Raw genomic sequence first — 15,936 nt, 5'->3', positions numbered from 1 at the left:
CCCCCCTGGGTACAATCAACTAAAAATCTCTATCTAATTTATAATTTTTAATCATTGAAGTTTTATTAAAAAGCTGCTTTCGCATGGGTTGTTTCTTTTCGTACTAAGAGTTAAATACATATTCATTTAGTTTTCGTGGCATTTTTTCTACTTTGAAATTTTTAGTAACAATAGCAGCAAAGTTTACGAAAAGAGCCTATTAAAAAGCCCTCTCCCAAAAGTTTGTAGTTATTGTTTAGCAACAAATTAATTTCATTCAGTTATTATTTTGTTGTAGAAAAAGTTGCATTGTATGCTAGTTTTCTATGTATTTATTCCTTTGCCACAATAAACAACGATCATTTGGAAAACCACTTTATAAAAAGACAAAATCATTACAATTATAGCATAAGTCATTTTCCTTGTTCTAAAATATTTTTGTTTCCATATTTTAAATGTAAATTGTATGATATGGCTTAAGGCCAATGAATAAAAATCATTTTTCGTATGGAAGATTTGAACTTACAAATCGTTAAATTTGTAAAGCTTAATTCAAAATGATTAAATGTGTTCTTGACATTTATGATGCTAATATGATAAAAATATTCTTAACTCAAATACATGAATGCAATGATAGGAATTAGTAGTGAAATATCTCCCTGTAAACATGGTTGTTAGGTCAATTTAACAACTTCACTTAGAGAGCTGGTGTTTGGTGGGAACCAGTACAAAGATATGCATGAATTACCTCCTAGAGCATCTTTTGCGAACGGTTAGTTGACTAAGTAGCAAAGGACGGTTTTACCGTTATCTTTTTAAGCCGGAGGATATATTCCTCAAGTAGGGTGGTACCGCGAATACACTCGTCCCTTCATTTTTAGGGGCGAGTTTTTTATTTGTCTAGCTTAAGGCTTCGTCGGCTTTAGATCATTAGCCGATCTACAAAAATGTTAACAAGTAACCTTCTTGTTAGGTTGTCTTATGCGAGTCTTGGGAGTTGACCCGATTACAACATTATCCACAGGACGTTGGCAATAATGAGGCCCCTTGCGTTGTTCTAATTTAACGAAAAGGAGATGATCTGTATGAATCTAATAGAGGATTTGCAGTTCAGAGGATTAATTAATCAAATTACTGATGAAGATGGGTTGGAAAAGCTTTTAAATGAGGAGGCAGTAAAATTATATAGTGGATTTGATCCGACAGCAGATAGCTTACACATTGGTCATTTATTACCAATATTGGTTTTAAAGAGGTTTCAATTAGCTGGCCATCAACCAATTGCACTTGTCGGTGGAGGAACAGGGTTAATTGGTGACCCAAGTGGTAGAAGTAGTGAGAGGTCATTAAATACAGAAGATGTAGTCATTGAATGGTCGAATCGTATAAAGCAACAGCTGTCTCGTTTTCTAGATTTTGATAATGGTGAAAATAAAGCCCTTTTAGCAAATAATTTTGATTGGATTGGCAAGCTAGATGTTGTTACATTTTTGCGAGATGTAGGTAAAAATTTTGGGATCAATTATATGCTTGCAAAAGATTCCGTTCAATCAAGAATTGAGTCGGGGATTTCATTTACAGAATTCAGCTATATGATATTACAATCATTAGACTTTTTACATTTATATAAAGAACAAAATTGTAAAGTACAAATTGGTGGTAGTGACCAATGGGGAAATATTACTGCAGGCTTAGAATTAATTAGAAAATCTTCTGATGAAGAGGAAAAAGCATTTGGATTAACGATACCACTCGTCACGAAAGCAGACGGTACAAAATTCGGCAAAACTGCTGGTGGAGCCGTATGGTTGGATAAGGAAAAAACATCTCCATACGAGTTTTATCAGTTCTTTATTAATTCTGATGACAGAGATGTAATCAATTTTCTTAAGTATTTTACATTCTTATCTAAGGATGAAATTGAGCAATTAGAGCAAGAATTACGTGACGCACCTGAACAAAGAACGGCTCATAAAGCGCTTGCTCAAGAAGTCACCAAGTTAGTTCATGGAGAAGAGGCATTAAATCAGGCAATTAAAATATCTAATTCACTATTCAATGGAGAGATTTCGGCACTGACAGCTGAAGAAATTAAACAAGGATTTAAAGATGTCCCTTCATACAATTTTGAAGGTGAAGATGAAATAGGTTTAGTTGATTTGCTAGTTACTAGCAAGGTTTCCACATCAAAGCGTCAAGCAAGAGAAGATATAAAAAATGGAGCTATATATATTAATGGTGAACGAACTCAAGAAATTGATCGTGTCATAACTAACACGGATAGAATCGAAGGCCAATTCACTGTTATTCGCCGAGGTAAGAAAAAATACTTCCTAATCAAGTATTAATAGCAAAGCGCAGCTGACATGGTGCTCATTTATTAATTAACATAATAAAAACCCTAGAAAATCATTTCTAGGGTTTTTGCTCTTATTAACGAGAGTAGAAATCAATACAATTAAAAAGCCTATTAACACTAATATTTTTGAGAAAACCTAGTTAGAGGTTTAAAGCCTGCTCAAAAGCTTGAACAGATTCTTATTCTATGTCCTTGAAAGAATGACTATAAATGTCCAAAATCATTTGTGGAGTGTTACCTAAACGGGCAGGCATACTTTCACAGGAATTCTCTGACTAATTAAAATTGTTGCATGAGAATGTCTTAAACATGTGGTGTTATCTTTTTTTTGCCAGTTTTTTTATAATTCGTTTAATAAAGTATTTGTTGGTGCGGTAAATGAGTAGATTTCTTAATTGATGGAAGATAAAGACAAAATCATTCTTCCGAGAGATAACTTTGTTTCTTTACATCATTTTGATAAACCTTCAATAGGTTAACTATCTTATCATCAATTAAGGTGGTTCGGAGTTAGAACTCCTTTATTATCACGAGTTGGGTGTATCCATACTTTTCAAAAGGCTGATTTGAATTATGGTTGAGTTATATTAGGAGAGGAAATTGATTGTGACCATGCTGGCGAAGAAAATGGAAGCTATGATCTAAGTAAAGCAAATATTATTGTTATCTCTCAAATCTTGCTCAACATGCAAAGTGGAGGCAGTATACTAGGTATGCAGACGACATTAAAAAGGTTCTTTATGGACCTTATGATGGAAAATCCATTTATAGAGAGGTAAGAAGTTTTTGATAGTGAATTAAGGCTAATTAATGAGCTCAATATGTATCGTATATTGATGTAATTATTAAACATTAATAAACATCAAAAAATCAAAAAAATAAGTATCAGCTGGGTGTTAAATTACCACTGTAAGGTAGGGGATAAAAATGGAGATATTAATAATAAGACATGGTGAATCAGAAGCAGATATTCTTAATGTACATGAAGGAAGAGCTGATTTCTCATTAACACAAAAAGGAACAATTCAAGCGAAATCTTTAGCTTCACATTTAGTTGAAAATTTTGGGGAATTTGATGCAATTTGGACAAGCACATTAAAAAGGGCTTCTGAAACAGCAAAGATTTTGGGAGCGAAATTAAAATGTAATATTACTTATAGTGACGGCCTTAGAGAGAGGAACAATGGAATTTTAGCTGGGCAGCCTATTACAAAAGAAAACATGAATTCTCACTATGACTTAAAACCATTTGAGAGTATTCTAGAAGGAGAAACAGATATAGAGTTTAGAGCAAGAGCAGAAACTATCCTATTAAAAATATTAGATGAACATAAAGATTCTAACAGAATTATTATATTGTCACATGGTGGTATGATTGAAAAATTGATACATGTTTTATTAAAATTACCTCCTGTTCCTAATTGTTTTATTCATACTCAAGATACAGGAGTACATTTAATTGAGTATAACTCATCTAATATTGTAATAAAATATTTTAATAATACAGATCATTTGAGTCAATTAGCTTCCCAAAAAATCTCCTCCAAATAACTTGAGAAGAATACATTATTCTACAAAGTAAAAAACAAAAACAAAAAACCCTAGAAACTTTGATAAACCAAGGTTTCTAGGGTTTTTACCATCGCTAGATATAAAGCGATTTAATTAACGAGAGTAGAACTCAACGATTAATGATTCGTTAATTTCAGCTGGTAATTCAGAACGTTCAGGTAAACGAGTGAATGTACCTTCTAGGTTATCAGCATTGAAGTTTACGTACTCAGGTACGAAGTTTGTAGCTTCAATAGCTTCTTTAATAATGTCAAGATTACGAGATTTCTCACGTACAGAAATCGTTTGACCAGGTTTAACTTTATATGAAGGAATGTCTAATCGACCTCCATCAACGATAATATGACCATGGTTAACTAATTGACGTGCTTGACGACGAGTACGAGCTAATCCTAAGCGATATACTAAGTTATCAAGACGAGATTCTAAAAGAACCATAAAGTTTTCACCATGTTTACCAGCCATTTTACCAGCTGCATCAAACAAGTTACGGAATTGACGTTCGTTTACACCGTACATGTGACGAAGCTTCTGTTTTTCTTGTAACTGTAAACCATATTCAGAAAGTTTTTTACGTTGACCTGGGCCATGTTGACCTGGTGCATAAGGGCGTTTCTCTAATTCTTTTCCCGTTCCACTTAGTGAAATTCCAAGACGACGAGATAATTTCCATGCTGGACCTGTATAACGAGCCATGATGACTCCTCCTTCAATGTTTTTATTTTGTATAAAATAAAAACAGACGTAATGTATTTCATTCAGCCCATTTTGTTTTTCATGTATCCTCGCTCTAGCAGCAGAGAGTTACACGATACACCTCCAATAGAGAGGAACAAACTGAGAACCCAATGTACATCACATAAGCTGCGATATTTTACACAACGAACATTATATGTTTTTTCTTCATGAAAGTCAAGAAGGTTATAATAAGAAAGTACATATACAGAAAATGATCAGGATAAAAGTAGTGTTATGGGACAAATTGACTATAAAATTTGAAAAAAATTAGGAAAAATTAATGGTTTTAAGATATAATATTGATAAGACAGAATTATTTAAACTTTCCATATATATGAACCAAACCTTAATAAACGGGTGATAAAATGGAACTAGTGGAAGAGCAAATATATACACGTATTAAAGCAGAGTTATTCGATCTGTTATTAATTGATGACAATCATAGTAATTATTATCATATACCATCGGAGTTAACCTACCTTATTAAAACTAATTTACAAGCGTTAGAAGTTAGTTTGTTTTTATATAACCACGAAATCGATCATTTTTTTCTAGAAGCTTCAACTATGACAAGTGTTGTTGAAGAGCTAGATCAGTTCTTCATTTCATCTGCAAAAATTTTACCGCATCTTCTCAATAAGACTATTATAAGACAGCCGCTAGTTGTACTTGATCAATTAGGAGATTCTTCTGTGACGATCCCTTTTAAAACTTTAATAGAAGAAAATGGTTTTTTATTAATAAAACAGAGTAACGTCAATGAGTATAGCAATCAATTTTTACAGAAGATAGGAAGAGAGTGCGAAAAATTTGTTAACCAAGTGAGGAAGTTCACAAATATTACTAATGAGGAAAAACGCTATGAGCAACTGAATCAAATAACAGCAAAGTTTCATTCCTCCATGTCAATCGACAGCGTTTTAGAGGAAATAATTGAGACACTTGAAGATATTTTTCCATCATTTACACATCATTTACTTCTTTCACATGACAACAACAATCAGAATCACATGCAAATTAGAGATTTGAATTATGATGATAACCATATTCATGAGCTCGCAATGAAAGCATATGTCAATGGTGAAGTGTTTTTTGAACAGAAGGAAAAACAATCGATCTTGTATGCTCCTCTTAGGGGTAAGCAAGGTGTGTACGGAGTGTTACAAATTACAGCACATAATAGTATCGCTTTTCCTAAACGGGAAGTAGATTTTATTATATTGCTAGCAAATACTGCAGGTAGCGCGATAGAGAATGCACAATTATATCAACAGTCGAAACGATTGATTGTTGATTTACAGCTAATAAATGCAACTTCACATACGTTAAATTCTAACCTTCGTTTAAGAGAAATAATGGCATTTATGACAGACCAAATGATAAATTCGTTCAATGCACAAGAAGTGGTTTTTGTGTTAATTGACGATAACAACGAGCTTACGGTATTACCAGGAAGTACAAGCTTTTTTGAAACTAAGGATAGTGAGGAATATATCCACTTTATCCATAAAAAAATAAAAGAAGAAATGGATTCGCTCTTTATAGGAGAGCTTCAAACTGATCATATAGTGAATGCTATTTACCGATCTTTAATGTCAGTACCAATGGTACATAGTGATAAATTAAAAGGGTTTGCACTTATTTTACATAAACAACCACATCATTTTACCTTTGAATATTTTAAATTAATGCAATCGTTAATTCATCATTCTACGTTGGCATTTTCTAATTCTATGTTAAGAGAAGAATTGGAAAAGCTAGTTATTACTGACCATTTAACGAAGCTTTATTCAAGGAAATATCTAGATGAAAAGATTTTGTATTCATTAAGTGAAGATCCCCAAGGAACGCTATTACTTATTGATATCGACAATTTCAAAGAGGTCAATGACACATATGGTCATCAAGTAGGAGATGATATTCTTATTCAAGTGGCCGACATTATTAAAATGCATATACGAGAGAAAGACATAGGTGCGAGGTGGGGTGGAGAAGAATTTGCTATTTACCTCCCAAGGGTAGATTGTAAAATTGGTAAGGAAGTTGCTAAACGTCTAATAAAAAAGATTGAAAATGGTACAAATCCAAAAATTACGATTTCATGTGGGCTGTCTTATTGGGGAAATGACTATAAAAACAGTTTAAACGATTTGATCTTTCATGCAGATAAAGCGCTGTATAAAGCGAAAGGTTCAGGAAAAAATCAACTTGTCACTTATAATGTTGAGAACTGAAGAAAGTGCTTATACAGGTGCTCCGATGGATAATCATGTTTTTTCCGAGCTGCTCTTTTCGTAAACTTTGTTGATGAACATTTATTGGATTTCGTTGTTATTAAGATGTAAAGATACACGAACTCTAATTGGATAAGAGGTAATCTTTTAGAACGAAAACAATAATTTATGCGATACAGCAAGGAGAAAAATTGGAGCTCCTTTTTTTTATTACCAAAAGAAAACGCTTTCATTTTTGTCCGCTTTTTCATATGATATAGGAGGTTGTATTAATAACCTATACAATTAAGGGGGGCATACGGAGATGAAAGATCATAAGTATCGAAATATTGAGACCTTAGTTATACACGGTGGGTATGAATCAAGTGAACATTTAGGCAGTCTAACGCCTCCATTGTTTCAGTCTTCCACATTTACTTTTGAAACTGCACAACAAGGAGAGAGAAGATTTGCTGGGGAAGAAGACGGCTATATATACTCCAGATTAAGCAATCCAACAGTGAAAATTTTAGAAGAACGTATTGCTACTTTAGAACATGGAGAGGCAGGATTAGCATTTGGCTCAGGAATGGCAGCAGTATCTGCTGTTTTGTTAGCAATGACCAAATCAGGAGATCATATCGTTTGTTCACAAGGACTATATGGTTGTACGTTTGGTTTATTACAGCTTATTGACGAAAAATATGGAATTACACATGATTTCTGTTCTATGGAAACAGAGGATAAATTAAAAAAAGAAATTAGACCGAATACTGCTTGCATATACATTGAAACACCCATTAATCCCACTATGAAGCTGATTGATATAGAAATGGTTGTTAAGGTTGCGAAGGAATATGACATACCAGTAATCGTTGACAATACGTTTAGTTCACCATATTTACAACAACCCCTTAAATTAGGTTGTGATGTGGTTGTTCATAGTGCAACAAAATATATTGGTGGACATGGTGATGTCATTGCTGGCTTAATAGTTGGAAAAAAAGACTTCATAGACACAGTTGCAAAAACAACACAAAAAGATATTGGGGGTGTAATTTCTCCTTTTGATGCTTGGTTATTATTACGCGGATTAAAAACATTACCTGTCAGAATGGATCGTCACTGTTCAAATGCGGAGCAAATTGCTCAACAATTACAAGAACATCCAAAAGTCGAACAAGTTTTTTATCCAGGAGATAGTTCTAGCAATCAGTTCAACATAATGCAGAAGCAAATGAAAAAACCAGGAGGCTTAATTTCGTTTACGATAAAAGGAGATAAGGTAGAAGCACAATCTTTATTAAATAAACTTAAGTTAATTAAGATCGCTGTTAGTCTAGGCGATGCAGAAACTCTAATTCAACATCCCGCAACTATGACACACTCAGTTATTCCAGAATCTGCTCGGTTAAAAATGGGCATTCATGACAATTTATTAAGATTATCTTTAGGACTGGAAGCTTGTGAAGATATATGGTCAGATTTAAGTCAGGCTTTGGATCAAATATAAGGACTTTTTTCGTAAACTTTGTTGCTAAGCAGTTTTCGTTTTAAAAGAGCAAAGATACCACAACCTCTAGTGTTATGTGTGTATATCTTAGTGTAAAAAAACAATCAATGCGAAAACAAACAATATGAAAAGAGCAGTTTTTATCAGTAAAATGGGCGTCGAAAGTGAAGGGCAGGACGCCCATTTTACTATTGATATGAATCATTTAGTCCTAGATGGTTTGCTACATAGCGAAGGCTTCTTCTAATTTGCGAGTAAATTTTTCTAGGAATTTTTCATCCTGTTCATTAAAGCGATTTTTAATTGGACTATCAATATCTAGCACTCCAATCACTTTGTTGTTTTTTACTAATGGTATAACTATTTCTGATTGTGTTACTGCATCACAGGCAATGTGCCCTGGGAATTGATGCACATCAGCAACTCTAATAGTTTTGTTTTGTTTTGCAGCTGTCCCACATACTCCTTTACCGAAAGGAATTCTGACACATGCAGGTAAACCCTGAAACGGCCCTAAAACTAGTTCGTCATGTGGATGATCTGTTAAATAAAAACCTACCCAGTTAATATTATCCAAAAACTGATTTAGCAACGCTGCTGCATTAGCTAAATTGGCTATATCGTTCTTTTCGCCCTCTATAAGAGCATGAAGCTGCTTAATTACGAGCTCATAATTCTCTTCTTTATTTTCCTTATACTTCTTCACTTCAAACATATAAATCCCCCTATCTAAAATAAGTAACTAAAAATTATCGTGATTATTTAGGGCTCATTCGTAAACTTTGTTGGTTTATACAAAATTGCTAAAATATAGAGTATAGATGGCCCGAAACAATCGTTGTATTCGTGTGTTTTTATTAATACGAGAAAACATACGAAAACAGCTTTATATAAATCGACATGTACCGTGTTGGTGGACACGATTCACCATTTATTTTGCTCCTTCTTGCTCTAGGACTTACCAACATTTTCGCAAAGAAACTTATTATAAATAAGAAATGGTAAGTTCATATTGAATGAGCCTAGATTCAAGGTTTTACTAATCATATCAAAAAACGTTGATTTATGCATGAGTTTGTCGATAGAAATAGGAAGGTTTCAATAAAGATCTAAAGAATATATTATATTAACTATTTTCTTAGGGGTGATAACATATGACAACCACTATGAAAACAAAACAAAAAATTATAAATGCAGCCATTGAGTTATTTAATGTTAATGGCTATACAGGCACATCGGTTAGAGATATAGCTAATAGGGCGAAGGTAAATGTTGCAAATATTTCTTATTATTTCGTTAGTAAAGAAGGATTGTTAGAATACCTAGTATCAAATTTTTTTGAAGGTTATTTTTTAGTAATAGAAAATGTGCTTCGTTCATCAGAGAAAACATCTGCAAAGGAAATATTGAAACAATTTGTTCTCGAAACGTTAATCTACCAAAAGCAACATCATCTATTAACAAGATTTGTCTGCAGAGAAATTACTCTAGAAACAACCTTGATTAGGGAAGTTATGACCACTTACTTAACGAAGGAAAAATACTATTTGATTGCATTATTTGAAAAAGGCATAAAAGATGGCGAGTTTAGGGATATTTCAATCCCCTACACGATTATTCAATTAAAAGGCTTTCTTAGTACACCATATCTACAGAGTCAATACATTTCTGAAGTTCTCCACATTATTCCTACTGAGGAGTATTTTTTAAACCAATATATGAAGCAAATTGAAGTTTGGTTAGAAGGTATGGTATACATGCCAATCACTGAAGAGCGATCATTAACAGCGATTTAAATACTAGTAGGGTTTTTGAGATAATCCTTACAAATGATGTGAGAATAACCTTGACCTAAGTCCTTTACACTATGAGCATCAGACCCATATACTAGAGGAATTCCTTGCTTTATTGCTTCTAGTATTATCCAATCTGAAGGGTATGCTTCCTTGCATAAAGGTTTATTTACTCCTGCTCCATTGTAATCAAGCTGCATTTTTTCCTTTTTCACCATGGATAGAAGCTCTACTATTTCGTCTGAGAAAGTCAATTTACATGGAAATTTTTTTTGGAATTTTTTCACGAGGGTGATATGTCCAATTCTTTTTGGTTTATGTTCCCCTAAATCTGCAATAACAGACTGATACACAGTCTCATAATATTGTTGATATACCTTTTCTATTGAACCAATTTTTTGAATAATTGTGTGGAACATTTCCGGACTATAATCTATACAATGGTATGCTCCATTGTTCAGTAAAAAATGGACAGATAGAATAGAATCATCTAATACAGCTCCATATGTATTTAGGAATTCTTTCGTTTCTGATTCGAACCCTTGAATATAGTCAACTTCTAAACCAATATTAATTTTAATTTCACTTTTATACTTCTCTTTTAAGGTTGAAATAGTTGCTATGTATTCTTCAAGCTGTGAAGGTTTCATAGCGCTATCTTGTTGTGGAGTAGGGTCCTCAAATCCCACTGGTAAAGGTGCATGTTCAGTAAAAGATATTTCTGATAAGTTTAGGCTAAGCGCCCTATTTATATATTGTTCAATTGAATGATCTGTACCATGTGGACAATAAGGTGTGTGGACGTGACCGTCACTTTTCATAGCAATTCTCCTTTCGACAAATGTAAAACTTTCATGACCAAACTAGGGGATGATTATGGAGCTTAAACTTTTAATATTTATTCTAAAAAAAAACGGGAAAAAATGCTAATTTTTATAAAAATTTTTAAATTATTGCTCAAAAAATGTCGTTTACATGTTATCATAAAAACATTGATATGTAGAGTGCTAGCTCATATTCACGAACAAAACCGAGTGATTAATTTGAACGACAGCATTCTTGCCTACTACCTTTATATCGTACGTCTATGTTCAAAGTGTCAACCATTTTGAACTTCTTGTTTACATAGTTGAATGGCAGAGAACGATAGCGCAAGGGAGCTAATTATGGATATATTATTATATGGAATAATTTCAATCATTCTTATTACAATTATTTTTAGTATATATATGAGAAAAAAGATGTATAAAGAAATTGATCGATTAGATGCTATAAAAATAGAAATTATGAATCGTCCTGTTACTGATGAAATGTCTAAGGTGAAAGATCTTCATATGACTGGACAAACAGAAGAGCTTTTTGAACGTTGGCGTAAAGAGTGGGATGAAATTATTACATTGCACTTGCCAAATGTAGAAGAATTATTGTTTGACGCAGAAGAATATACAGACAAATACAGATTTAATAAATCAAAGGAAGTTTTACTGAAAATTGATCAATTGATAAAAGACGTAGAAGACAATATTGCTACAATCTTAAAAGAGCTGGAAGAATTAGTAGGCAGTGAAGAGCAAAATAGATTAGACGTAGAAGAGTTTAGAACTATCTTTAAGAATATAAAAAAGGATTTACTAGCAAGACGCCACTTATATGGTAAGGCGGAAACAAATTTAGAAAATCAATTAGATGAACTAGAAAAAGAATTTTTACATTTTGATGAAACTACTGCTAATGGAGATTATTTAGAGGCAAAAGAGGCTTTAATAGATTTAAGTAATAATCTTCAAGAAATGCAAAGTAAGATGGAACAATTACCTCAATTATTAACAGAATGTCAAGGGACGATACCTAACCAACTTGAAGAAATTCATAGTGGATACCTTGAGATGAGTGAACAGGGGTACAAATTAGATCATATACCAGTTGAGATTGAAGTTGAACGAATACGAACACAACTTAGTAAGTATATAGATTTAATAGAAAAAACAGAAATACATGATGTTTCAAAAGGGCTAGAAGAAACTAAAGAAAATATTGAGACACTATATGATCTTTTAGAGAAAGAAGTATTGGCTCATCATTTTATCAATCATAATCAACATAACGTAAGTGAACTAATACGTTCTCTAAAAGAAGAGACAAATGAGACACGAGAAGAAACATTGTTTGTTCAACAATTATATCATCTAGATGAAGAAGAAATTGCAAAGTACCATAATATAGAAAATCAAATCGGTCAGCTTCAAAAACGATATACAGCAATTGTAAATAAAAAAGATGAAGAACAATTGGCCTATACAATTGTCAGAGAAGAACTTGAGAGTTGTTTAGAAGGAATCAACGATTTAACAGAGCAACATGAACAATTTAAAGAGATGCTTCAAAATTTACGTAAAGATGAACTATTTGCAAGAGAAAAAACAACTGAGATGAAGAAGCAGCTCATGGAACTAAAAAGAAAAGTTCAAAAGAGTAATATTCCGGGTATTCCCGCTTCATACCAAGCTGTATTAAGTGAGACTAGAAATGCGCTTGAACAGGTCTTTTTAAAACTTGAAGAAAAACCTCTAGATATGGTTGCTATTAATCAGTTGCTTGCAAAAGCAGTTGAGCAGGTAAATGCATCCTCCACAATGACAGATGAAATGATTGAGCAAGCTTACTTAGTTGAAAAGTTAATACAGTATGGGAATCGGTATAGAAGTAAAAATAAGAAGCTTGCTGAACAACTGAAAGAGTCTGAAGTATCATTTAGAAGTTATGATTACTCATTATCACTTGAACAAGCAGCTACTGCTATTGAAGAAATAGAGCCAGGTGCTTTAAGTAAAATAGAGGAAATGTTAGAGGATAAATAAGTCATTTTTCTGTTAAGTTGATTAAGCTGGATATGTTATTTTATAGGCTTTTTTCATAACCTTTGTTGCTATACTTCACAAAATATAAGCAGGAAAGATTTTATAGCCTTTAGAGAAGAAAAGGTGCCATGTGCTTTATTTCCTAGTAAAAAAAAACGACAATCACTGTGATAACAGCCACTTTATAAGATATACCTTTTAATTAAGGTATATCTTTTTTATGTGATTAAATTATCGATTTTATGGGAATTTAAATGAAAATATGATATTATAGATAGTTGCAAAATGACACTAATCGGGGGACTTATTGTGATATATTTAGATAATAGTGCTACAACAAATCCATATGAGGATGTCATTGATTCACTAGTTACTGTGTCTCGTAAATTTTATGGGAACCCTTCTTCATTACATAAGCTTGGTGGTGAAGCAGAGCGTCTATTGACACACTCACGAGAAACAACAGCAAAGCTATTAAATGTTAAACCAAATGAAATTACATTTAATTCAGGTGGTACGGAGGGAAATAATCATGCAATAAAAGGTATTGCATTTGCTAACCGTAATCGAGGAAAACACATTATTACAACGACTATAGAACATCCTTCCGTTACGGAAGCATGTAAGCAACTTGAGGAAATTGGATATGATGTTACTTATTTACCTGTAAATTCAAATGGAATGGTACAAATAGAAGATGTTAAAAAGGCAATCAGAGATGATACAATCCTTGTATCTATCATACATGTGAACAATGAGGTTGGCTCAGTTCAGCCGATTGCGGAATTTGGGAAATTATTAAAAGCTTATCCAAAAATTATATTTCATGTAGACCATGTACAAGGGTTAGGGAAAGTGCCGCTAGATTTTAAAAAAAATTTTATTGATTTATGTTCAATGTCTGGGCATAAATTCCATGGCTTAAAAGGTAACGGAATTCTTTATATTCGAGAAGGAGTTACTGTATCCCCACTACTTGCTGGGGGCTCTCAGGAGTACAATAATCGTTCAGGAACGGAAAATGTAGCTGGGATCGTAGCAATGACAAAAGCACTACGCCTTACATTAGAAAATTATCAAATGAAAATTAAAGATCTGGTAAAAATAAAAGATGCATATATGGATGAGTTAAGTAAATTACCATTTATTACACTTAATACATCTACTAAAAGCTCCGCACCACATATTATTAATATGACAATACATGGAATAAAGCCGGAAGTGTTTGTCCACTCATTAGAAGAGGAACAAATTTATTTGTCAACAACATCAGCATGCTCTTCAAAGAAAAGGGTGGCAAGTAAAACATTGTTAGCAATGGGAAAAAATGAGCAAGAAGCTGAAAGTGCAATTCGTATCAGTTTATCCTATAATAATTCCATACATGAAGTACCTAAAGTATTAACTGCTATTCAAAAATCGGCTAAAAAATTAAGGCTCTTTGCGTAAATTTAGTAGTTTATGGTTACTTAATAGATCGTACTTTCTCCGTCTGTTATCGTAGTACAGAAATAACAAACAATTTTTAGAGTAACAACAGTCCAAATTAAAGATAGTAATGAGGTAATGACAACATGCAATATGAACATATATTAATTCGTTATGGCGAATTATCAACAAAAAAACGTAATAGAAATTATTTTGTAAATCGTCTAAAGAAAAATATAAAGGGCAAGTTAAGAGAGTTTGAAAACATCGAGATTGAAAAACAGCGTGATAGAATGTATATCAAATTAAATGATGAACCTTACGAGAAAATTATTGAAAAACTATCATCAATTTTTGGGATTCATTCATTCAGCCTAGCGATCAAAACCTTAAGTGATATCGAAAAAATTAAAGAAGGGGCTCTTGAGGCAATTAAGGAGTTAGACCCTGAAGGAAAAACATTTAAGGTAACTGCAAAAAGAGCAAATAAACAATTTCCTCTCAATTCAAATGAATTAAATTATGAAATTGGTAGTCATATTTTGCGAAATATCCAAGATTTAACGGTAAATGTACATGAGCCAGATATTAATTTACGTGTAGAAGTTCGTCATAATGCAACATATATCACCTTTAAAGATATAAGCGGTGCCGGAGGGTTTCCAGTGGGTACTAGTGGTAAGGCAATGCTCATGTTGTCAGGTGGAATTGATAGCCCAGTTGCTGGATACTTAGCGATGAAACGAGGACTAGAAGTAGAAGCAGTACATTTCTATAGCCCGCCTTTTACGAGTGAACGCTCAAAACAAAAGGTCATTGATTTAGCTAAGAAGCTAACTGATTATACAGATTCAATTAAGCTTCATATTGTCCCATTTACAAATATTCAACAAGTTATTCAACAAAAAATACCTGATAATTATACGATGACTTCAACGAGACGTTTAATGCTACAAATCACTGATCAATTGAGGCAAAAGAATGATGCCTTAGCAATTATTAATGGTGAAAGCCTTGGTCAAGTGGCATCTCAAACACTCGAAAGTATGTATACGATTAATGAAGTTACATCAACGCCAATCATCAGACCATTAGTAACGATGGATAAATTAGAAATTATAGATATATCTAAGCAAATTGATACTCATGATATATCAATACGTCCTTATGAGGATTGTTGTACGATATTTACACCAACCTCACCTAAAACGAAACCAAAGCGTGATAAAATAAATCATTTTGAGAGTTTTGTCGATTTTGATTCATTAATTAGCGAGGCGGTTTCAGGTACTGAAACTATTGTTATAAGAAATGATAAAGAATTGACAAACGAGGAAAATATTGAAAGTTTATTTTAATTAGCTGTAGAGTCCACTCAGTTGTAAACTAAATAGAGCATAAAGGCTATAATGGCTTTTATGTTCTAGGTTTCCTATATATTTCAGTAGAGAAGCCGTCTATTTGCTATCGTCAAAAAATCCTT

Annotated in this window: 11 protein-coding genes and 1 other annotated feature; of the genes, 8 read left to right on the top strand and 3 right to left on the bottom strand. The window is 32.9% G+C overall.

Annotated features, from left to right (window positions below; all coding sequences use genetic code 11):
• Positions 1-600: 600 nt before the first annotated feature.
• Positions 601-853 (top strand) — a binding site (T-box leader).
• Positions 854-1,064: 211 nt separating this feature from the next.
• Both tyrS and JM172_RS07985 read left to right on the top strand, forming a co-directional pair.
• Positions 1,065-2,327, top strand: coding sequence for a tyrosine--tRNA ligase (tyrS, locus tag JM172_RS07990; protein ID WP_214481649.1), 1,263 nt, complete (start codon positions 1,065-1,067; stop codon positions 2,325-2,327).
• Between the two features lie 938 nt (positions 2,328-3,265).
• Positions 3,266-3,889 carry a histidine phosphatase family protein gene (locus JM172_RS07985; protein ID WP_214481648.1) on the top strand — a complete coding sequence of 208 codons (624 nt, stop codon included), beginning with the start codon at positions 3,266-3,268 and terminating at the stop codon, positions 3,887-3,889.
• Positions 3,890-4,003: 114 nt separating this feature from the next.
• Here the strand turns inward: JM172_RS07985 and rpsD are convergent, their stop codons facing one another.
• Positions 4,004-4,606, bottom strand: a complete 603-nt coding sequence (rpsD, locus tag JM172_RS07980; protein WP_214481647.1) for a 30S ribosomal protein S4 — start codon at positions 4,604-4,606, stop codon at positions 4,004-4,006.
• 407 nt (positions 4,607-5,013) lie between these two features.
• Here rpsD and JM172_RS07975 point away from each other — a divergent pair, with 407 nt between their 5' ends.
• Together JM172_RS07975 and megL are read left to right on the top strand one after the other, a co-directional pair.
• Positions 5,014-6,882 carry a sensor domain-containing diguanylate cyclase gene (locus JM172_RS07975; protein ID WP_214481646.1) on the top strand — a complete coding sequence of 623 codons (1,869 nt, stop codon included), beginning with the start codon at positions 5,014-5,016 and terminating at the stop codon, positions 6,880-6,882.
• Positions 6,883-7,186: 304 nt separating this feature from the next.
• Positions 7,187-8,374 (top strand): methionine gamma-lyase, encoded by a 1,188-nt coding sequence (megL, locus tag JM172_RS07970; protein ID WP_214481645.1) that lies wholly within the window; start codon positions 7,187-7,189, stop codon positions 8,372-8,374.
• Between the two features lie 223 nt (positions 8,375-8,597).
• On the opposite strand, the gene JM172_RS07965 is transcribed toward megL, so the two are convergent.
• Entirely contained in the window at positions 8,598-9,089 is a 492-nt protein-coding gene (locus tag JM172_RS07965; RefSeq protein WP_214481644.1) for a GAF domain-containing protein, read from the bottom strand.
• Positions 9,090-9,540: 451 nt separating this feature from the next.
• On the opposite strand from JM172_RS07965, the gene refZ reads away from it, so the two are divergent.
• Complete coding sequence (gene refZ / locus JM172_RS07960; RefSeq protein WP_214481643.1) at positions 9,541-10,170, top strand: forespore capture DNA-binding protein RefZ; 630 nt, start codon at positions 9,541-9,543, stop codon at positions 10,168-10,170.
• On the opposite strand, the gene hisJ is transcribed toward refZ, so the two are convergent.
• Positions 10,167-10,988: a histidinol-phosphatase HisJ gene (hisJ, locus tag JM172_RS07955; protein ID WP_214481642.1), complete on the bottom strand. Its 822-nt coding sequence runs from the start codon at positions 10,986-10,988 to the stop codon at positions 10,167-10,169. The two genes, refZ and hisJ, sit on opposite strands and share 4 nt — an antisense overlap.
• Before the next feature lie 345 nt (positions 10,989-11,333).
• On the opposite strand from hisJ, the gene ezrA reads away from it, so the two are divergent.
• The 3 genes from ezrA to thiI all read left to right on the top strand — a co-directional run bounded on the left by ezrA (position 11,334) and on the right by thiI (position 15,811).
• Positions 11,334-13,025 carry a septation ring formation regulator EzrA gene (gene ezrA / locus JM172_RS07950; RefSeq protein WP_214481641.1) on the top strand — a complete coding sequence of 564 codons (1,692 nt, stop codon included), beginning with the start codon at positions 11,334-11,336 and terminating at the stop codon, positions 13,023-13,025.
• 309 nt (positions 13,026-13,334) lie between these two features.
• Positions 13,335-14,474 (top strand): cysteine desulfurase family protein, encoded by a 1,140-nt coding sequence (locus tag JM172_RS07945; RefSeq protein WP_214481640.1) that lies wholly within the window; start codon positions 13,335-13,337, stop codon positions 14,472-14,474.
• Between the two features lie 125 nt (positions 14,475-14,599).
• On the top strand, positions 14,600-15,811 hold the full coding sequence (gene thiI / locus JM172_RS07940; protein WP_214481639.1) for a tRNA uracil 4-sulfurtransferase ThiI: 1,212 nt from the start codon (positions 14,600-14,602) through the stop codon (positions 15,809-15,811).
• The last annotated feature ends 125 nt before the right edge of the window (positions 15,812-15,936 follow it).

The organism is Bacillus sp. SM2101 (assembly GCF_018588585.1).
GTDB classification, from domain to species: domain Bacteria; phylum Bacillota; class Bacilli; order Bacillales; family SM2101; genus Nanhaiella; species Nanhaiella sioensis.
This window is presented reverse-complemented; position numbering and strand designations above follow the sequence as displayed.

What these genes read in the sequence shown, in the direction of transcription:
- ezrA (WP_214481641.1), top strand. Translation starts at nt 11,334, where the DNA reads ATGGATATATTATTATATGGAATAATTTCAATCATTCTTATTACAATT.
- megL (WP_214481645.1), top strand. Translation starts at nt 7,187, where the DNA reads ATGAAAGATCATAAGTATCGAAATATTGAGACCTTAGTTATACACGGT.
- tyrS (WP_214481649.1), top strand. Translation starts at nt 1,065, where the DNA reads ATGAATCTAATAGAGGATTTGCAGTTCAGAGGATTAATTAATCAAATT.
- rpsD (WP_214481647.1), bottom strand. Translation starts at nt 4,606, where the DNA reads ATGGCTCGTTATACAGGTCCAGCATGGAAATTATCTCGTCGTCTTGGA.
- hisJ (WP_214481642.1), bottom strand. Translation starts at nt 10,988, where the DNA reads ATGAAAAGTGACGGTCACGTCCACACACCTTATTGTCCACATGGTACA.
- JM172_RS07975 (WP_214481646.1), top strand. Translation starts at nt 5,014, where the DNA reads ATGGAACTAGTGGAAGAGCAAATATATACACGTATTAAAGCAGAGTTA.
- thiI (WP_214481639.1), top strand. Translation starts at nt 14,600, where the DNA reads ATGCAATATGAACATATATTAATTCGTTATGGCGAATTATCAACAAAA.
- JM172_RS07965 (WP_214481644.1), bottom strand. Translation starts at nt 9,089, where the DNA reads ATGTTTGAAGTGAAGAAGTATAAGGAAAATAAAGAAGAGAATTATGAG.
- refZ (WP_214481643.1), top strand. Translation starts at nt 9,541, where the DNA reads ATGAAAACAAAACAAAAAATTATAAATGCAGCCATTGAGTTATTTAAT.
- JM172_RS07985 (WP_214481648.1), top strand. Translation starts at nt 3,266, where the DNA reads ATGGAGATATTAATAATAAGACATGGTGAATCAGAAGCAGATATTCTT.